The organism is Pseudomonas sp. Nvir (assembly GCF_963778085.1).
Taxonomy (GTDB): Bacteria; Pseudomonadota; Gammaproteobacteria; order Pseudomonadales; family Pseudomonadaceae; genus Aquipseudomonas; species Aquipseudomonas juntendi.
The window spans coordinates 392,030-411,819 of sequence record NZ_OY970405.1 but is presented as its reverse complement, the minus strand read 5'-3'; the positions used below and the strand labels follow the sequence as shown (position 1 = coordinate 411,819).

16 protein-coding genes and 1 pseudogene are annotated in these 19,790 nt (G+C 59.8%); 13 read left to right on the top strand and 4 right to left on the bottom strand.

The genetic code is table 11. From position 1 onward, the window contains the following. Positions 1-351 precede the first annotated feature (351 nt). The 5 genes and pseudogenes from aceE (at position 352) to AACG97_RS02125 (ending at position 8,693) form a co-directional block, all read left to right on the top strand. Positions 352-2,997, top strand: a complete 2,646-nt coding sequence (gene aceE, locus AACG97_RS02145) for a pyruvate dehydrogenase (acetyl-transferring), homodimeric type (protein ID WP_029885038.1) — start codon at positions 352-354, stop codon at positions 2,995-2,997. Between the two features lie 25 nt (positions 2,998-3,022). Then, a pseudogene (aceF, locus tag AACG97_RS02140) lies at positions 3,023-4,300 on the top strand (dihydrolipoyllysine-residue acetyltransferase); the annotation flags it as partial. 249 nt (positions 4,301-4,549) lie between these two features. After that, the gene (locus AACG97_RS02135) at positions 4,550-7,240 is read left to right on the top strand and encodes a putative bifunctional diguanylate cyclase/phosphodiesterase (RefSeq protein ID WP_115293277.1); all 2,691 of its coding nucleotides are present in this window, start codon (positions 4,550-4,552) and stop codon (positions 7,238-7,240) included. A 157-nt stretch (positions 7,241-7,397) separates the two neighbouring features. Then, positions 7,398-8,066 carry a peptide-methionine (S)-S-oxide reductase MsrA gene (gene msrA, locus AACG97_RS02130; protein ID WP_197885494.1) on the top strand — a complete coding sequence of 223 codons (669 nt, stop codon included), beginning with the start codon at positions 7,398-7,400 and terminating at the stop codon, positions 8,064-8,066. 3 nt (positions 8,067-8,069) lie between these two features. Continuing rightward, complete coding sequence (locus tag AACG97_RS02125) at positions 8,070-8,693, top strand: glutathione S-transferase (protein WP_115293276.1); 624 nt, start codon at positions 8,070-8,072, stop codon at positions 8,691-8,693. A gap of 175 nt (positions 8,694-8,868) precedes the next feature. Here the strand turns inward: AACG97_RS02125 and rloA2 are convergent, their stop codons facing one another. Next, the gene (gene rloA2 / locus AACG97_RS02120; RefSeq protein WP_009682544.1) at positions 8,869-9,369 is read right to left on the bottom strand and encodes a retropepsin-like aspartic peptidase RloA2; all 501 of its coding nucleotides are present in this window, start codon (positions 9,367-9,369) and stop codon (positions 8,869-8,871) included. A gap of 182 nt (positions 9,370-9,551) precedes the next feature. On the opposite strand from rloA2, the gene AACG97_RS02115 reads away from it, so the two are divergent. From AACG97_RS02115 to AACG97_RS02100, 4 genes are all read left to right on the top strand, one after another. Then, positions 9,552-10,439, top strand: a complete 888-nt coding sequence (locus AACG97_RS02115) for an acyltransferase (RefSeq protein ID WP_009682545.1) — start codon at positions 9,552-9,554, stop codon at positions 10,437-10,439. Between the two features lie 222 nt (positions 10,440-10,661). Then, positions 10,662-12,011 carry an APC family permease gene (locus AACG97_RS02110; protein ID WP_115293275.1) on the top strand — a complete coding sequence of 450 codons (1,350 nt, stop codon included), beginning with the start codon at positions 10,662-10,664 and terminating at the stop codon, positions 12,009-12,011. Between the two features lie 271 nt (positions 12,012-12,282). Continuing rightward, a complete protein-coding gene (locus AACG97_RS27945; protein ID WP_197885493.1) occupies positions 12,283-12,978 on the top strand; it encodes an RHS repeat-associated core domain-containing protein in 696 nt (231 codons plus the stop codon). 242 nt (positions 12,979-13,220) lie between these two features. Next, positions 13,221-13,949, top strand: a complete 729-nt coding sequence (locus AACG97_RS02100) for an RHS repeat-associated core domain-containing protein (RefSeq protein ID WP_115293273.1) — start codon at positions 13,221-13,223, stop codon at positions 13,947-13,949. Between the two features lie 202 nt (positions 13,950-14,151). Here the strand turns inward: AACG97_RS02100 and AACG97_RS02095 are convergent, their stop codons facing one another. Beyond that, positions 14,152-14,727: a DUF2780 domain-containing protein gene (locus AACG97_RS02095; RefSeq protein WP_054904290.1), complete on the bottom strand. Its 576-nt coding sequence runs from the start codon at positions 14,725-14,727 to the stop codon at positions 14,152-14,154. A 192-nt stretch (positions 14,728-14,919) separates the two neighbouring features. Here AACG97_RS02095 and AACG97_RS02090 point away from each other — a divergent pair, with 192 nt between their 5' ends. The 4 genes from AACG97_RS02090 (at position 14,920) to AACG97_RS02075 (ending at position 17,335) form a co-directional block, all read left to right on the top strand. Next, positions 14,920-15,831, top strand: coding sequence for an RHS repeat-associated core domain-containing protein (locus AACG97_RS02090; protein ID WP_225786154.1), 912 nt, complete (start codon positions 14,920-14,922; stop codon positions 15,829-15,831). A gap of 456 nt (positions 15,832-16,287) precedes the next feature. Then, positions 16,288-16,530, top strand: a complete 243-nt coding sequence (locus AACG97_RS02085; RefSeq protein ID WP_115293272.1) for a hypothetical protein — start codon at positions 16,288-16,290, stop codon at positions 16,528-16,530. Between the two features lie 163 nt (positions 16,531-16,693). After that, positions 16,694-16,963 (top strand): DUF3077 domain-containing protein, encoded by a 270-nt coding sequence (locus tag AACG97_RS02080; RefSeq protein WP_115293271.1) that lies wholly within the window; start codon positions 16,694-16,696, stop codon positions 16,961-16,963. 162 nt (positions 16,964-17,125) lie between these two features. Beyond that, positions 17,126-17,335: a hypothetical protein gene (locus AACG97_RS02075; RefSeq protein ID WP_115293270.1), complete on the top strand. Its 210-nt coding sequence runs from the start codon at positions 17,126-17,128 to the stop codon at positions 17,333-17,335. 44 nt (positions 17,336-17,379) lie between these two features. On the opposite strand, the gene fdhA is transcribed toward AACG97_RS02075, so the two are convergent. Together fdhA and purU are read right to left on the bottom strand one after the other, a co-directional pair. Further along, a complete protein-coding gene (gene fdhA / locus AACG97_RS02070) occupies positions 17,380-18,579 on the bottom strand; it encodes a formaldehyde dehydrogenase, glutathione-independent (RefSeq protein WP_009683378.1) in 1,200 nt (399 codons plus the stop codon). A 344-nt stretch (positions 18,580-18,923) separates the two neighbouring features. Continuing rightward, entirely contained in the window at positions 18,924-19,781 is an 858-nt protein-coding gene (purU, locus tag AACG97_RS02065; protein WP_009683377.1) for a formyltetrahydrofolate deformylase, read from the bottom strand. Between the last annotated feature and the right edge of the window lie 9 nt (positions 19,782-19,790).

Below are 19,790 nucleotides of genomic sequence, written 5' to 3'. Positions count from 1 at the left end.
AAAAAGCGGCCAAGGGGAAGCCGGACCACGGTTGGACTGTCGTACAAAAGTTGGAAATAGCTGAAAAAAATGCAAAATTGGCAACAAACATCAAGAAACACCCGTTCGCGACACAATGCCAACCAACATGAACGTTTTTCCTCACAAGCCAACGTGCGACCAAACGTCGCACAATTGTAGTTTTACTACTACTCGTGTCGTGTAAAAGCATGAAATGCGCAAGCAAATGTAGTAAAACTACAACGCGCCGGACGACACCCCGGTAATCCAAGAATTCACGACGTCTGCCCATAAGGCCAGTCGCAATCTCAGGCAATCGATTCTGGTTGCCTTTCCGCCCTGGAGCAAGCCATGCAAGACCTCGATCCAATCGAAACCCAGGAATGGCTGGATGCCCTGGAGTCGGTCCTCGACAAAGAAGGCGAAGACCGCGCTCATTACCTGATGACCCGTATGGGCGAGCTGGCCACCCGCAGTGGTTCCCAGCTGCCGTATGCGATCACCACGCCATACCGCAACACCATCCCTGTCACCCACGAAGCACGCATGCCTGGCGACCTGTTCATGGAACGCCGCATTCGCTCGATGGTGCGTTGGAACGCCCTGGCCATGGTCATGCGTACCAACCTGAAAGACTCGGACCTGGGCGGACACATCTCTAGCTTCGCCTCCAGCGCCACCCTGTACGACATCGGCTTCAACTACTTCTTCCAGGCCCCGACCGAAGAACATGGCGGCGACCTGATCTTCTTCCAGGGCCACGCCTCCCCAGGCATCTATGCCCGCGCCTTCATGGAAGGCCGCATCAGCGAAGAACAGATGAACAACTTCCGCCAGGAAGTGGACGGCAACGGCCTGTCTTCGTACCCGCACCCATGGCTGATGCCTGACTTCTGGCAGTTCCCGACCGTTTCGATGGGTCTGGGCCCGATCCAGGCCATCTACCAGGCCCGCTTCATGAAGTACCTGGAAGCGCGCGGCTTCATCCCTGCCGGCAAGCAGAAAGTCTGGTGCTTCATGGGCGACGGCGAGTGCGACGAGCCGGAATCGCTGGGTGCAATCGCCCTGGCTGGCCGCGAGAAGCTGGACAACCTGATCTTCGTCATCAACTGCAACCTGCAGCGCCTCGACGGCCCGGTTCGCGGCAACGGCAAGATCATCCAGGAACTCGAAGGCGTGTTCCGTGGCGGTGGCTGGAACGTCAACAAGGTCGTCTGGGGCCGCTTCTGGGACCCACTGCTGGCCAAGGACACCAACGGTGCTCTGCAGCGCCGCATGGACGAAGTCATCGACGGCGAGTACCAGAACTACAAAGCCAAAGACGGCGCGTACGTTCGTGAGAACTTCTTCAACACCCCGGAACTCAAGGCCATGGTCGAAGACCTGTCCGATGACGAGATCTGGAAGCTCAACCGTGGCGGCCACGACCCGTACAAGGTCTACGCGGCTTACCACCAGGCGGTGAACCACAAAGAGCAGCCGACCGTCATCCTGGCCAAGACCATCAAGGGTTACGGTACCGGTGCCGGCGAAGCCAAGAACACCGCGCACAACACCAAGAAGGTCGACGTCGACAGCCTGCGTCACTTCCGTGACCGCTTCGACATCCCGGTCAAGGATGCCGACCTCGAGAACCTGCCGTTCTACAAGCCCGAAGAAGGTTCTGCCGAAGCCAAGTACCTGGCCGAGCGCCGTGCTGCCCTGGGCGGCTTCGTGCCTCAGCGCCGGGCCAAGAGCTTCAGCGTGCCAACCCCGCCACTGGAAACGCTGAAAGCGATCCTGGACGGCTCGGGCGACCGCGAAATCTCCACCACCATGGCCTTCGTGCGTATTCTGGCGCAGCTGGTCAAGGACAAGGACATCGGCCAGCGCATCGTGCCGATCATCCCGGACGAAGCCCGTACCTTCGGTATGGAAGGCATGTTCCGCCAGCTGGGTATCTACTCGTCGGTCGGCCAGCTCTACGAGCCAGTCGACAAAGACCAGGTGATGTTCTACCGCGAGGACAAGAAGGGCCAGATCCTGGAAGAAGGCATCAACGAAGCCGGCGCCATGTCGTCGTTCATCGCTGCCGGTACCTCGTACAGCTGCCACAACCAGCCGATGCTGCCGTTCTACATCTTCTACTCGATGTTCGGCTTCCAGCGTATCGGCGACCTGGCCTGGGCCGCTGGCGACAGCCGCACCCGTGGCTTCCTGATCGGCGGTACTGCCGGCCGTACCACCCTCAACGGTGAAGGCCTGCAGCACGAAGACGGTCACAGCCACATGATGGCGGGCACCATCCCGAACTGCCGCACCTACGATCCAACCTACGGCTACGAGCTGGCGGTGATCATCCAGGACGGCATGAAGAAGATGACCGAAGAGCAACAGGACATCTTCTACTACATCACCGTGATGAACGAATCCTACCAGCAGCCAGCCATGCCGGCCGGTGTCGAGGAAGGCATCATCAAGGGCATGTACCTGCTCGAAGAAGACACCCGCGAAGCGGCACACCACGTACAGCTGATGGGCTCCGGTACCATCCTGCGCGAAGTGCGCGAGGCGGCGAAGATCCTGCGTGAAGAGTTCAACGTCGGTGCCGACGTGTGGAGCGTCACCAGCTTCAACGAACTGCGTCGCGACGGCCTGGCCGTAGAGCGCGCCAACCGCCTGAAGCCTGGCCAGAAGCCACAAGCGACCTACGTCGAGCAGTGCCTGGCCGGTCGCAAAGGCCCGGTCATTGCCTCTACCGACTACATGAAGCTGTTCGCCGAGCAGATTCGCCAGTGGGTACCGAGCAAAGAGTTCAAGGTCCTGGGTACCGACGGTTACGGTCGCAGCGACAGCCGCAAGAAGCTGCGTCACTTCTTCGAAGTTGACCGCCACTTCGTGGTGCTGGCTGCCCTGGAAGCCCTGGCTGACCGTGGCGAGATCGAACCCAAGGTTGTTGCAGACGCTATCGTCAAGTTCGGCATCGACCCGGACAAGCGCAACCCACTGGACTGCTGAGGAGTATTTTTAAGTGAGCGAACTCATTCGCGTACCTGACATCGGCAGCGGTGAAGGTGAAATCATCGAGCTGTTCGTCAAGGTCGGTGACCGTATCGAGGCTGACCAGAGCCTGCTGACCCTGGAGTCCGACAAGGCCTCCATGGAAATCCCGTCGCCGGCCGCCGGCGTGGTCGAAGAAGTCCTGTGCAAGCTGGAAGACGAAGTCGGCACTGGCGACCTGATCTTCAAGCTGAAGGTCGCTGGCGCAGCACCTGCTGCTGCCCCGGCACCTGCCGCCGCTGCCCCGGCCAAGGCTGAGGCTGCCCCGGCTGCCGCACCTGCTGCTGCCGCCCCGGCGGCAGCCCCTGCGCCGGCTACCACCGCGCCGGCTGCCGGTAGCAACGCCAAGGTCCACGCAGGCCCGGCGGTGCGCCAACTGGCCCGTGAATTCGGTGTCGACCTGGGCGCAGTCGCGGCCACCGGCCCGCACGGCCGCATCCTGAAGGAAGACGTGCAGGTCTACGTCAAAGCGATGATGCAAAAGGCATCGAGCGCCCCGGCAGCTGCCGGCGCGACCGGTGGCGCCGGCATCCCGCCGATCCCTGCCGTGGACTTCAGCAAGTTCGGTGAAGTGGAAGAAGTGGCCCTGACCCGCCTGATGCAGGTCGGTGCCGCCAACCTGCACCGCAGCTGGCTGAACGTGCCGCACGTGACTCAGTTCGACTCCGCCGACATCACCGAGCTGGAAGCCTTCCGCGTGGCGCAGAAGGCCGTAGCCGAAAAGGCTGGCGTGAAGCTGACCGTGCTGCCACTGCTGCTCAAGGCCTGCGCATTCCTGCTCAAGGAACTGCCAGACTTCAACAGCTCGCTGGCGCCAAGCGGCAAGGCCATCATCCGCAAGAAGTACGTGCACATCGGCTTCGCCGTGGACACCCCGGACGGCCTGCTGGTCCCTGTGATCAAGAACGTCGACCAGAAGAGCCTGCTGCAACTGGCTGCCGAAGCTGCGGCACTGGCTGAAAAAGCCCGTACCAAGAAGCTCTCGGCGGACGAGATGCAGGGTGCCTGCTTCACCATCTCCAGCCTCGGCCACATTGGCGGCACCGGCTTCACGCCGATCGTCAACGCGCCGGAAGTGGCGATCCTTGGCGTGTCCAAGGCAACCATGCAGCCGGTCTGGGATGGCAAGGCCTTCCAGCCCAAGCTGATGCTGCCACTGTCGCTGTCCTACGATCACCGTGTGATCAACGGCGCTGCCGCCGCGCGCTTCACCAAGCGCCTGGGCGACGTGCTGGGCGACATCCGCACCATGCTGCTGTAAGGCGGCCCACTGCCCCTGCATGCAGGGGCAGTTCCTTTTTCGAGCTGCCACGCTCGTACCTCAACCCCGTCGATTGGCGGGGCTTTTTTTGCCCGCTGAACAAGCACGCCAAACTACAGATTCCGGCCAGACCGCCGATAACCCCTACACGGCATCACACATGGCTGCTTGCCAGCCCTCGGCACATGATGCAACCTTGCCAGACCCGCAGCGGCCCTACGCAGCATTCCCTCTTCAAGCGAGTCTTCGATGAAAAGCCAACCCGATGCCGCCAGCCGTGTGGCGGCCGAGGTCGTCACGCAGTTACCCGTGCCCTCGCGGCTGGGCATGCTGCGTTTCGAAAGGCTCAACGAAGCCAGCTGGGCCATGCTTTACCTGGACCCAGCCTGCGAGCGGCAGTTCGGCCTACATGCCGGCACCTTGTGCGCACAGTTCGATGCGCCCTACGCCAGCCTGATGGAGCCCGAGGCACGCTACCGCCTGCACGACGAGATCCAGCAGCAACTGGCCCAGCGCGGTTACTACCGGGTGCGCTATACCCTGCATACGCCCAATACCGCACTGCGCCTGCTGGAGGCGGGTGAAGCCTACAAGCAGCACAACCGCCTGCTGCTGCGTGGCTACCTGAGCGTGCTCGACGACCAGCCGCACGACGCCGCCGAGCAGGATGCCAACGACCTGGAGTCGCGCAACAACCGCCTGCAGTTGGCCCTGCAACTGAACCAGCGCGCCCAGCAGGAGCAACTTGAGCACCTGGAACGCGTGCGCGGCCAGCAGGACCTGATCCTGCGTTTGGCCCGCCAACGTTACAGTGCCGAAAACTCGCTGCTGGAAGCCGCCCAGCTGATCACCCAGAGCGCTTGCGAAATCTACAACGTCGACAGCGCCAGCATCTGGCACCTGGAAGACCAGCGCCTGGAGCCGATCACCGCGTGGAAACGCGACACCCAGGAACACCGCCGCCCCGAAGCCATCGACGCCAGCCGTTTCCCGGACTACCTCGACGCGCTGCACGCCAGCCGCGCCATCGATGCCCATAACGCCGGCCATGACCCGCGCACCCGTGAGCTGGCACGAAGTCTGTGCCCGGAAAACAAGGCCATGCTCGACGCCAGCATTCGTGTCGACGGCCAGGTGGTGGGTGTGCTGTGCCTGGAACAGACCGGCCAGCCGCGGGCCTGGCAGTCGGATGAAATCGCCTTCGCCGGCGAATTGGCCGACCAGTTCGCCCAGGTCATCACCAACCACAACCGGCGCGCTGCAGCCAACGCCCTGCACCTGTTCCAGCGTGCGGTCGAACAAAGCGCCAGCGCGTTCCTGCTGGTCAACCGCGATGGCCGGGTGGAGTACGTCAACCCAAGCTTTACCGCCATTACCCAGTACAGCACCGACGAAGTACAAGGCCGCCACCTCGGCGAGCTGCCGGCGCTGGAAAACCTCAATGAGTTGTTGTTCGACTCACCGTCGAGCCTGGCCATGGGCAACAGTTGGCAAGGCGAATTCAAGAGCCGGCGCAAGAACCTCGAGCCCTACTGGGGGCAGCTGTCGATTTCCAAGGTGTACGGCGACAACCGTGAGCTGACCCACTACATCGGCATCTATGAAGACATCACCCAGACCAAACTGGCGCAGCAGCGCATCGAACGCCTGGCGTACACCGACAACCTGACCAACCTGGGCAACCGCCCGGCGTTCATTCGCAGCCTGGATGAGCGCTTTGCCCGCGACGGCGAACACTCGATGTGCCTGCTGCTGGTAGACATCGACAACTTCAAGCGCATCAACGACAGCCTTGGGCATCAGACCGGCGACAAGCTGCTCATCAGCCTGGCCCGGCGCCTGCGCAACAGCCTGCACAGCGGCGGTATCCTGGCACGCTTTGCCAGCAACGAGTTCGCCGTGCTGCTGGACAACACCATCCTGGAAGATGGCCAGGGCGTGGCCCTGCAGTTGCTGCGTACCCTCGACAAGCCGATGTTCGTCGACAACCAGTTGATCAACGTTACCGCCTCGGTCGGCCTGGCCTACGCACCCTTGCACGGCAGCGACCCGGCCAGCCTGATGAAAAACGCCGGCCTGGCGCTGCACAAGGCCAAGGCCAACGGCAAGCACCAGGTGCAGGTGTTCACCGAAGTGCTCAATGCCGAGGCCAGCTACAAGCTGTTCGTCGAGAACAACCTGCGGCGCGCACTGACCCAGAACGAGCTGGAGGTGTTCTACCAGCCCAAGCTGTGCCTGCGCAGCGGTCGCCTGCTGGGCCTGGAGGCGCTGTTGCGCTGGAACCACCCCGAGCGCGGCATGATCCGTCCGGACCAGTTCATCAGCGTGGCCGAGGAAACCGGCCTGATCATCCCCATTGGCAAGTGGGTCGTGCGCCAGTCCTGCCGCATGAGCCAGGAATTGCGCGCCGCTGGCATGGGTAACCTGCATGTGGCCATCAACCTGTCGCCCAAGCAGTTTTCCGACCCGGACCTGGTGGCATCGATCAGCAGCATCCTCAAGGAAGAAGCCCTGCCCCCGCACCTGCTGGAGCTGGAGCTGACCGAAGGCTTGCTGCTGGAAGCCAGCGAAGACACCCACCGCCAGCTGGAGGAACTCAAGGCCCTTGGGCTGACCCTGGCCATGGACGACTTTGGCACCGGCTACTCGTCGCTGAGCTACCTCAAGAAGTTTCCGATCGACATCCTCAAGATCGACCGTAGCTTCATCAACGAGATCCCCGACAACCAGGACGACATGGAAATCACCTCGGCAGTGATCGCCATGGCCCACAACCTGAAGCTGAAGGTGGTGGCCGAGGGCATCGAAACCCCGGAGCAGCTGGCATTCTTGCGCAGGCACCGGTGTGATGTGGGCCAGGGTTACCTGTTCGATCGGCCGATCCCGGGGCGCGAGCTGGCCGAGCGGTTGAAGCGCTATCCGCGTGGACCGGTGGCCTGACAGCGGCGTAAACCTCGGGCACTATAGAAGCCATTCGGGCCCCTTAACGGGCACGCCCGCTCCCACAGGCTCCCCACAACGTTCAGATCCTGTGGGAACGGGCATGCCCGCGAAAGCCCCAACACCTATCCAACTGATTAAACACAGAGGAACGGCCATGGTCCTGCGTTCGGAAATCCTGGTGAACAAAAACGTCATGCCTACCGCGGAACAGGCCCTGCCTGGCCGCGAAACGCCAATGAGCCTGCCCGAGTTCCACTACGTCTTCAAGGACACCCCACTGCTCGGCCCGTTCTTCGAAGGCAGCATCGACTTCGCCATCTTCGGCCTAGGCTGCTTCTGGGGCGCAGAGCGCCGCTTCTGGCAGCGCGAAGGTGTGGTCAGCACCGTGGTGGGCTATGCCGGCGGCTTCACCCCGAACCCAACTTACGAAGAGGTTTGCTCGGGCCTGACCGGCCACACCGAAGTGGTGCTGGTGGTGTTCGACAAGGACAAGGTCAGCTACCGCGAACTGCTGGCGATGTTCTGGGAGCTGCACAACCCGACCCAGGGCATGCGCCAGGGTAACGATGTCGGCACCCAATACCGCTCGGCCATCTACTGCACCAGCCCGGAACAGCTGGAACAGGCCAAGGCCAGCCGTGACGCCTTCCAGGCCGAGCTGAACAAGACCGGGTTCGGCGAAATCACCACCGAAATCGACCAGGCACCGACGGTGTACTTCGCCGAGGCCTACCACCAGCAGTACCTGGCCAAGAACCCGGACGGCTACTGCGGCATCGGCGGCACCGGCGTGTGCCTGCCACCCAGCCTGCAAGGTAACTGAAGCATGAGCACGATGACGCTGTTCCACTCGCCCTTGTCGCCGTTCGTGCGCAAGGTGATGGTTGTGCTGCACGAAACCGGCCAGTTGCAGCGGGTGCAACTGCAGCCGGTCAACATCAGCCCGGTGAGCGGCGACCCGCAGCTGAACCAGGACAACCCGATCGGCAAGATCCCGGCGCTGCGCCTGGAGGACGGCACCGTGCTGCACGACAGCCGGGTGATCTGCGAGTACCTGGACCAGCAGCACGTCGGCTTGCCGCTGCTGCCACGCGAAGGCTCAGCACGCTGGCGGCGCCTGACGCTGGTGTCGCAGGCCGATGCGATCCTGGATGCAGCGGTATCGTGCCGTTATGAAAGCTTCCTGCGGCCTGAAGACAAGCGCTGGGACGGTTGGCTGCAGGCGCAGGGCGACAAGATTCGCCGTAGCCTGGCCAACCTGGAGCAGGAGCATTTGCCTGAGCTGATGTCCGGGTTCGACCTGGCAGCGATTGGCGTGGCCTGTGCGCTGGGGTATCTGGACCTGCGTCAGCCCGAGTTCGGCTGGCGCGAGCACCAGCCCGGGCTGGCCGCGTGGTATGCCGAGGTGAGCAAGCGGCCGTCGATGGTCGCCACTTCTCCGCAGGCCTGAAGGGCCTCTTCGCGGGCACGCCCGCTCCCACAGGGACATCACAGTATTCGAGAGCTGTGCAGTACCTGTGGGAGCGGGCATGCCCGCGAATGCCTCACCGGGGTCCCACAGGAAACAACTGCCCAATCCTGACCCAATCAGCGCCCGACCTGTTTGCCCTTCCTCAAGCTACGTATCAGCAGTCTGGCTTGCCAGCAGTAAATTTCTTCGCCGGGTTGACCGCCGCCTTGAACTCGCGCAGCGCCTTGGAGCCAATCAACAGCGGGTAGTTGAAGTTGCTGCGGTCCACCAGGTTCACTTCAACAGTGCGTTTCACGTCACCCAGGCACAACTGCAGGTCGACCACCGGGCGCTTGGAAACTTCCGGCGTATCCCCTTCGTCTTCCTCATCGGCCCGCCCTTTGATCTTGCTGATACGCGAGACCTTGTGCTCGTAAACTTTGCCATCGGCGTCCTTGGTCGCCAGGCGAAAGCGCACCCACTCATCGCCATCGCGGGTGAACAACTCGATATCCTTGGCCGACAGCGAGGCGGTAAAGGCGCCGGTATCCATCTTGGCTTTCAACGTTTCGCCCAGCTCGGGCAGGGCGATGTTCTCGTAGCGGCCGTAGAGGGTAGGGTCGGCGGCCATTACCGGCAGTGACAACAACGACAACAGGGCAAGCAAAGGTTTCACAGGCAGGCTTCCTTCAAAGAGGTCAGTGCTTAGACTGCACTGGCAGGATAGGTTCGTTGTCACAAGGTTATCCAACATGTTGTGAAACATTTGTTCCTGCCGCCGGGCATTGGACATTTGGCGTAGGCCCCGGCGCTGCTTATCATTGCGCCCTGCCAACTTCATACAACAAGAGTTTCCTTATGCGTCGCCTGCTTACCGGCATTCTTACGACCACCCTGCTGCTGCTCAACACCTTGGTGCTGATCTGCCCACTGCTGGTCTTCGCCCTGCTCAAACTGGTGTTGCCGGGCCGTGGCCGTGACTATGCCTCGTGGGCGGTGATGTGGGTGGCCGAAACCTGGTCGGAAATCGACAAGGCCATCTTTGCCCTGTGCATCCCCACCCAGTGGGACATCCGCGGCGTCGAGAACCTGCGCAAGGACACTTCCTATCTGGCGGTGAGCAACCACCAGTCCTGGGTGGACATTCCGGCCCTGATCGAAAGCCTCAACCGGCGCACGCCGTTCTTCAAGTTCTTCCTGAAAAAAGAGCTGATCTGGGTACCGCTGCTGGGGCTGGCCTGGTGGGGGCTGGATTACCCGTTCATGAAGCGCTACAGCAAGGCCTTTCTGGCCAAGCACCCCGAGCTGAAGGGCAAGGACCTGGAGATCACCAAGGCCGCCTGCGAGCTGTTCAAGCGCCAGCCGGTGACCGTGGTCAACTACCTCGAAGGCACGCGCTTCAGCGACGCCAAGCGCCAGGCGCAACAGTCGCCATACCGTTACCTGCTCAAGCCCAAGGCCGGTGGCGTGGCGTTCGTGCTGGCGGCGCTGGGTGATCAGCTCGATGCGCTGCTGGACGTGACCATCGTGTACCCAGGCAACAAGGCGCCGGGGTTCTGGGATTTGCTCAATGGCAGCATTAGCCGGGTGATTATCGACATTCAGGTGCGTGAGCTGGACCCTGGATTGTGGGCGGGGGATTACGAGAACGATCCTGAATTCCGCCAGACCGTGCAGGCCTGGGTGAACCAGTTGTGGTTGGACAAGGACCAGCGGATCGAGCAACTGCGGGGGGAGATGGGCTGAGGTCTTTACCGCCTGATGGGGCCTCTTCGCGGGTGAACCCGCACCTCACAGGGTGGTGCTACCTTCGAGCTTGCGCTGCCACCCGCGGCCCGCTCAGGTAGCCCAACAATCCGATTAAAACCCAGGCTAATAATCAACATAAGGATTACTTTTTTGTCATCCCCCACCTAAGTGGATAAAAATCGACCAAAGCACAACTAAAAAAACGCTCTGGATCGATCGATGGCCAACCCACCCAGCTTCAACTCCGCTCAGCTTCGCCGTGTTCTCGGCCTTCCGGCCCTGGTGTTCTTCGGCCTGGTGTACATGGTCCCGCTGACCATCTTCACCACCTATGGCATCGTGACAGAGCTGACCGGCGGCCGCACCGCCAGCGCCTACATGGTTACCCTGGTGGCCATGCTGTTCACCGCCGCGTCCTACAGCTTCATGGTCAAGCGTTTCCCAGTGGCAGGCTCGGCGTACTCCTACACCAACATGGCTTTCGGCCCCAACATCGGCTTCCTCGCGGGCTGGTCGTTGCTGCTCGACTATCTGTTCCTGCCGATGATCAACTACCTGTTGATCGGCTTGTTCCTCAATATCGCCTTCCCGGCCATCCCGGCGTGGTCCATTGCGCTGGCCTCGATCGCCCTGGTTACCGTGCTCAACGTGGTCGGCATCCATTCGGTGGCCAAAACCAGCAACCTGATCGTCGGCGCGCAGATCGTCTTCATCGTGGTATTCGTGGCGCTGTCATGCCAAACGCTGGCCGGCCAGCCGCTCGACCTGCTGTCGCCGCTGCTGGGTGACGGCTCACAACCAGGCTTTGGCGCGCTGATGGCCGGTGCGGCGGTGTTGTGCCTGTCGTTCCTCGGCTTCGATGCCGTTTCGACCCTGGCTGAAGAATGCCGCGATGCCCGCCGCGACGTGCCACGGGCGATCATCCTCACCACCCTGTTCGCTGGCGTACTGTTCACCGTACTGGCCTATGTCAGCCAGCTGGTCATGCCGGGCACCACCTTCGCCAATGCCGATGCGGCGGCCAACGAGGTGATGTTCAAGGCGGGTGGGCAGTTCCTGGCCAACTTCTTCACCGCAGCTTTTGTTGCCGGCAGCCTGGGCTCGGCGCTGGCCTCGCAGGCGGCAGTGTCACGCATCCTGTTCACCATGGGCCGTGACAACGTGCTGCCGCGGCGCAGCTTCGGTTACCTGTCGCCACGGTTCGGCACCCCGGTGTTCGCCATTTTGCTGGTGTCGGCGTTTTCGCTGCTGGCGTTGGTGATCGACCTGGCTACCCTGGCCTCGCTGATCAGCTTTGGGGCACTGGTGGCGTTCTCGGCGGTGAACCTTGCGGTGGTGAAGACCCACCTGATGGATGACGGGGCGCAGCGCAACCTCAAGGGGCTGCTGTGCTACGGTCTGGTGCCGCTGGTGGGCCTGGCGCTGACCCTGTGGCTGTGGACCAGCCTGTCGGCACTGACGTTGGTGATCGGGCTGTGCTGGTTTGCCTTGGGCCTGGCTTACCTGGCGGTACTGACCGCGGGCTTCCGCCGCCCGGTGCGCCTGGTGGACTTCACAGAAACAGCCTAACTCCGCTTACTCGGGCTTGCGCGATCTCGTGTAGGAGCGGGCTTGCTGGGGCGCTTCTACAGGTACTGCACCAAGCTTCAGGGCTGCGATACCAGCACTGACCCCTCCAAAAATTCACATTCGTGATTGTACTACCGGCACCGGAGCTCGTTAGGCGTGCTGGCGCTTCAAAGTAGATTGCTGCCAGCGGTATGTACTGATAATTCTGCTAGTTGTGCCAGGCGTCGGAAAGACCAAGACTAGGGATCACCGTCTTGCAAGGCCAGGCTCTATGTCAGCAGCTCTGCGTGCTTATTGCCCTTACGGGCACCACCGGAATCAAGTAAGCAAGGTGTCCATGCTTGGCTTCAATGGCGAGCGAGAAGACAGCCTTACCGGCAACTACCTGCTAGGCAATGGTTATCGCGCCTACAGCCCAGGCCTGAGGCGATTTCTTGCACCTGATAGCTGGAGCCCGTTCGGCAAAGGGGGAGTGAATGCCTATAGCTATTGCGTGGGAGACTCCATAAACAACGTAGATCCAGACGGGCATGCCGGTTTCAATCGAATACGCCGCCATCCCACAATACTGACAGCCGATGCTCCTCCCCCACAAACGGCCCAGCACCTCAATCGCTCCCTCAACAGGCAGCGCTTGCAGACCGGAAACAATTCGCACACCGATCCATCACCGCCAACACCGAACAATCAGCAGCCACGTGCCAATAGAAATCCATTGGCAAACGGTGGTCGGATGCCGTTTGAAGATCGGAGAAATCCAAGCGTGACATTGGGTGAAGTCGTAACTCTGGCCAGGGAGCTGCACGAGGCGAATCTGGCACTTGCGCGTGCCCCAGAGTATCTGAAGCAACTGCATAACCCGGAAATGCGTTCGGAGTACCTTGCTAGTCTCGCTAGAATCCGTCGTGAAGTGCCAAAACAAGAAGACCGAGTGAACAGGGCGATGGCCAGTTGGTTCCATTCCTGACTCCTCCCATGTCCAGTTAAATCGTACCGATCGCGCATTCACTGGTGCCGGTTAAGTCCGAGGCTGCCCAATCTCTGCAGCAGTGACCCAGCAATCCGCTACTGCCCCAGGTATCACAAATCAACGGTGCAGACTGCCCGTACCCGATCTTCATCTGAAGCCACGTTAAGATAATTTCACTAGTCGTACTTGGCCTTGCAAAGACGGGCACTTACATAACTTCTTATAGCGAGGTTCTTTCATTGAAATTGTCAGCTTTTATCTACAGCCCCTATGGCTACACCGGCGAACAAACACCTCGAGCAGCCCTGATTGGTTTCAATGGAAATCGGTACGATCCGCCCGCGGGCACCTATGCATTGGGGCAAGGCTACCGGTATTACAGCCCCGCCCCGATGCGTTTCTATAGCCCCGATCATCTCAGCCCATTCGGGAAAGGCGGCTATAACGCCTACGCATACTGTGCCTGTGACCCTCTCAATTTCCGGGATGATACAGGCCAACATCGAACCTTCGCTCGTTTACAGCATTTTTGGGAGAGTCAGTCACGCCAGCCAATTCAGCAGGTAGCGCCGCGTACAATCAAGCCTGCGGTGCAGGCAATCGCAAACCGTCCGTTGAAAGCCAGCGCCCCAGCCTTAGCCCTTAAGACGAAAAAGAAGACTGTTAGTTTTAATCTGCAGCCACAGACCCATAGATACCCCGCAGAACCAATCGCCGACATAAAATTTCGCGAGAAAGAAATTCAGTCTTTATCTATTTATATTGAAGCGTTCCGCAAGCGCATTAAGCGAAAGAAGCGCATGCTCAACGAACTCAATGATCCTTCTACATTGCACTTCGCCCTAAGCCAAGGTTTCGATGAAAATGGTTACAACATAGAAAAACTCAAACTCGCCGTATGGCTGGAGGATGCACAATATCGAATCCGAAGACTTAATAACGCGCTGAAAACTTATATGCATTACTAATGAATTGGATTAATCTAATGAAAGTCGACTTTGATGAAATCCTACACGCTGCATAGTTATCTGTAAGTAAGGGGTCCTTTCCGATTGGTTCGGCGCCCCGGCAAGGCCGCTCCCGCAGGTGTAGCGCCACGCCTGAAGCCAGTGATATCCCAGTGGGAAGCCGACTTGCCGGCGATAGGCCGACACTGGCGCTACAAAACGATCAGACCGAAGGATGGGCCAACGGCGCCGGTGCAGTCCACAAACTCCCCAGATTCTGCAACAACGACCCGGCAATCCCCTGCTGCCCCAGATACTGCAGAATCAACGGCGCAAATTGGCCGATCATCCCGATATCCATCCCCAGCGCCTTGAAGGCATTGTCCAGGTCGCTACGGTTCTGCACGTCGTTACCCAATGCCTTGTCCAAGGCCGACTGGCTACCCTTGTTGCTGCCCAGCAAATCACCCAAGCCACTTAGCCCGCCCAGGGCATTGGCACCCGACAACAGGTCCAGGCCCGGTACCGCCTTGGTCAGCTGGCCATAGTCCTCGCTGCTCAGGCTGTTGCGTGCCAAACCCAACATCGCCCCCGCCCCGCCCACGGCCTGCTCGGGGGTGATGTTCAACTGGCTGCCCAGGGTGTTGAGCAAATCGGCCTGCGCCTGGGGCGCCTGTACCTGGCCTTGCTGTTGCTGGTTTTGCATGGCGGATACGGCGTTGGCGGCGTCGCTGAGGTTGAAGGCGAACACCGGGCTTGCGGCCAGGGTCATCAGGGTTGCCAGGGTGAGTACTTTCATCGGGAGGGACCTCGTTGGCCGGCATGGCCTGGGAAACAGCGGATTTGACTGGAAATCTGAGTGATTGTTCCGAGCCCAGACAGGCGCACACCTGATATTTCTGCCAGTAGCCAATTGCTCAAAGTACTCAAGATAATCGCAGTACCCACCTCATACATTTTTGGGGCCTACTGCAGAAACGGGAGCACGCCGATGAAAATCAGTCCTGGTACCGCCAAATATTTCTACCAGACCAGCAAACTAACGACTGTCATTGGAAACGATCAAAAGCGTTCAATGCTGCGAATTGAAGCGCTCCCGCTTGCTGAATTATCTGAAAAAGAAGCAAGCAGCACCAAGCTTCTCGCAACAGATGAAATGGGCTCAGTGCTTATCGTGAGAACGCCTGACGATATGCAAATCAATCACAGCTACACCGCCTTTGGATACAACCACAAACTACCAGCAGAATTCGCAGCTATAGGATACAACGGCGAGTTCATGCTGGAAAACACGCACCTTTATCTTCTAGGCCAAGGACACCGTGGATTCAGCACTGAAATTGGACGATTTATCGCCCCGGACAACGCTGGAAGCCCATTTGGCAGAGGCGGGATAAACACTTTCACGTACTGCCTGAATGACCCCATGAATCGAAAAGACGAAACGGGCATGTGGTCTATCTTTAAGCCTAGAACGTGGTTTCGTAATACCGAAACAAAAATACGCCAACGCCGTGGAGTCATAGCAGACCAAAAAACTGAAGTAATAAGTAAAACCAACGCCCTCAACAACTTAGTTGCGAAAAGACCTTACCGAGGAGACATAATACAGCCCTATATTGACAGCACCGCAGAACAACTTGAAAAAATTTACAAAAGAAGCAAAAGAAAGGCAGAAGGAGTAAACAAATATCAAGACAAAGACCACAGGTATCTATTCCCCCACCTTACAGCTGCCAAGCAAGCATTAGACGCAGCCCCAAAACCTGCCTATACCCCACAAGGCAATACCAGGAAAGAAGGAAACTGGGCCAGTCCAACAAGAACTCGTGACGACCCATATGACGACAAAAATTACAGAACCAACGTATCCGAACAAAATATTTCGACTCGCCGGCGTTGATAAAAATTGTTAAGTTTCTACATGAAAACGACGGGACAGTGACTCACATGGTTCACTTTTATGGCAGCACTGCATGGGCCCCATCGTGGCGCCGGGCAACAAAAACCAAACTGATTTAGGCCCTGCCCCACCAGTATTGCAGCGTGCCTATCTCGACAACCTATTCCGTTTTTTCCACTTACCTGTAGGACGTTTCTGAATTACAGTCCCGAGTCGCACAAGCCATTGCGATGATCTGGGTTGGGCTCTAGTCTCGGGCGGTCGCTGCGAAATCAGCGACCGGCTTTGACAGGCCGCCTTGGTATGAATCACATGGCTTCGCTGTTATGGCAGCTGTGCATGGGGCACTTTGTGTGCGCCGGGTTTTGGTTCACCTACCGGTCTGTCAACCCATGTACCGCTGCCACCAATTGTTTGACAGCAGATGGTGATGGCCTCCATTTAAGGTGTTCCATCATGCTTAAGATCGTCCCCGATCCACCCCACACTTACCATTCCCTAGAAGACACACTCATCCAGGCCGCGGAGTACGCCCTGTGCGCGCAAACGGTCGCGCAGCAGGCGGTGCTGCTGCAGCCCAAGTCGCCAGGCTCGGTTCTGATCATGGCGACGATGCATGAACTCGAGGCGTTGCGAGCGCTGCTTGAGGCAGCCTTGATCCAGGTCCAGTTGCCTTCTGAGCCGCGGACGTTGCATTAAGAGCTTCAAGCCTTGCGTTGCCTGAGCTGGCCTCTTCGCGGCTAAAGCCGCTCCCACAGGGATTTTGCGCTCCGCTTTGCGCCTGTGACGAACCTGACCTGTGGGGGCGGGTTCACCCGCGAAGAGGCCGGAACAGGCGCAGCTAAGTTCAAGGGAATAAACAATGACAACAGAAAACACCAAACCCAATACCACCGTTGGCAAAACCACGTTTTACCAAGGCGAAAACAAGACCCACGCATTGTTCTGCATCGCCCCAGGCATCCCTTGCCAGGATGCACGAGAGCAAGCCTCGGAACTGATGGGCTATGTGCGGGATTTGACCATTGACGGCCTGATGGACAACAAACCGCAGTTGCTCTGGGCTTCACATTACCTGAGCGCGTTGGCCAAGGCGCTGATGGATGATGCTGAGTTGGGGATGATGCGCTAAGTGATGGGTTGGTAGGTCTGGCCTCTTCGCGGGCACGCCCGCTCCCACAGGTTTCGTGTGAGGCTGTAAAACTAGTATTTCTGCCAGTATCAAAATCCCTGCCGCTGTTCACAATGGGTTTCAAGCGACCTCCATTCATCCAGCACGGTAGGGACTTGAACAATGAGCAAAGCATCAAACAGTACGCTGTTCTTCTACCAGGGCGACAAGCTCTTTACCGTAAAAGAAGGCGGTAAGGGTCGCACCATCGTGCGCAATGCGGAACAACCGCTGGCAGAGCTGAGTACAGACGACACCAAAGCCGGCGGCCCGCTGGCAACCGATCAGATGGGCTCGGTGCTTGCCGTGCAAGGCTCAGTCAAGCAGCCATAAAAAAGAGCCCCTCAAGATGAGGGGCTCTTTGTTACATCACGCAATCAAGCAGCGCCCCACATCTTGTGCGGGTCGATCACAAACTTCTTCGGCACTCCGGCATCAAACTCGCCGTACCCTTCCGGCGCCTGGTCCAGGTTGATCACCTGCACGCCCACCACTTCGGCAATGTTGATGCGGTCCCACATGATCGCCTGCATCAACTGGCGGTTGTACTTCATGGTCGGGGTCTGGCCGGTGTGGAAGCTGTGCGACTTGGCCCAGCCCAGGCCGAAGCGGATGCTCAGCGCGCCGATCTTGGCGGCAGCGTCCACCGCGCCCGGGTCTTCGGTCACGTACAGGCCCGGGATACCGATGTTGCCGGCTACGCGGGTAACCTGCATCAGCGAGTTCAGCACGGTGGCCGGGGCTTCGTGCTTGGCACCTTCATGGCCATGGCCGCGGGCCTCGAAGCCAACGGCGTCAACGGCGCAGTCCACTTCCGGCTCGCCGAGGATATCGACGATCTGCTCGTGCAGCGGGGTGTCCTTGGACAGGTCGACCACCTCAAAGCCCTGCGACTTAGCGTGAGCCAGACGGGCCGGGTTGAGGTCGCCGACGATGACGCAAGCGGCGCCCAGCAGGCGCGCCGAGGCAGCGGCGGCCAGGCCGACCGGGCCGGCGCCAGCGACATATACGGTGCTGCCTGGGCCTACGCCGGCAGTGACGGCGCCGTGGTAGCCGGTTGGCAGGATGTCGGACAGGCAAGTCAGGTCACGGATCTTCTCCATGGCCTTGTCGCGCTCGGGCAGTTTCAGCAGGTTGAAGTCGGCATAGGGCACCAGCACGTATTCCGCCTGGCCGCCGGTCCAGTCGCCCATGTCGACGTAGCCGTAGGCACCGCCGGCGCGGGCCGGGTTGACGGTCAGGCACACACCGGTGTGCATCTCTTTGCACGAGCGGCAACGGCCGCAGGCAACGTTGAACGGTACCGAAACCAGGTCGCCGATCTGCATGCGCTCGACGTCGCTGCCTTTCTCGACGATTTCACCGGTGATTTCATGGCCCAGAACCAGGCCGACCTGGGCAGTGGTGCGGCCGCGGACCATGTGCTGGTCGGAGCCGCAGATGTTGGTGGAGACCACCTTCAGGATCACGCCATGCTCGATTTTCTTGCCGCGTGGGTCCTGCATTTTCGGGTAGTCGATCTTCTGCACCTCGACCTTGCCGGCGCCGAGATATACCACTCCACGATTGCCAGACATGCTCTTACCTCGCTTGATTTTTATTTATGCAGCGGTGGTTGAACGCGCCGCCATCCTTGGGCGGCATGTGTTTCTGGATGAGGGGAATTGTGGGCCGGATGGGGCCGGGTGCACTGACTGGGAGCGACAGGGAGATGCCATTTAGCGGCAGGTTTGTCGTTGGAAGGTATGGGGGGCAAACAGAGGTGCTGGCCTGTACCGGCCTCTTCGCGGCTGAAGCCGCTCCTACAGGTAAATCACAGCCTTCGAGGCCTGTGATATCCCTGTGGGAGCTGGCTTGCCCGCTCCCACAGGTAGTGCGCTGGCTTTGAGTTCACGCAATACCTGTAGGCCGGTACAGGTTATTACAGAACTACAGTCCGGTTGGCGTTGAGGAACACCCGCCGCTCGATGTGATACCCCACCGCCCGCGCCAGGGTCAGGCATTCGATGTCGCGGCCCTTGGCGATCAGGTCTTCCGGGTAATGGCTGTGGTCCACCACCTCGACGCCCTGGGCAATGATCGGCCCTTCGTCGAGGTCGTTGTTGATGTAGTGCGCCGTGGCACCGACCATCTTCACCCCCTTGTTGTACGCCTGGTGATATGGCTTGGCGCCCTTGAAACCCGGCAGCAACGAGTGGTGGATGTTGATCGCCCAGCCGTCCAGGCGCCGGCACAGCTCAGGCGACAGCACTTGCATGTAGCGCGCAAGAATCACCAGCTCGGCACCGGTTTCCTCGATGACCTGCAACACCTTGCGCTCTTGCCCAGGCTTGTCCTTGGGGTCGAGGGCAAAGTGGTAATACGGGATCTTGTGCCAATGCGCCAAGGGTTCGAGGTCGGGGTGGTTGGACACCACCGCGACCACGTCCATGCCCAGTTGGCCAATGCGCTGGCGATACAGCAGGTCGTTCAGGCAGTGGTCGGCCTTGGACACCATGATCACCACTTTGGGGCGGTGATTCGGGGCGGTCAGCTCGAACACCATGCCGAACGCTTCGCCGCGCTCGGCAAGGCCGGCGCGAAAGCCGGCTTCATCGAAATCGTCCGGCTGGCGAAACTCCACGCGAATGAAGAAACGCCCCGACTGCCGGTCGTCGAAGGAGTGGTGCTCCGTCACGTAGCAGCGCTGCTCGAAGAGGTAACGCGTCACCACGTCGACGGTGCCGAGCATGCTCGGGCAGTCGGCGGTGAGAATCCAGGTATCCGGTGCCCGACTCATGTTCTGCGC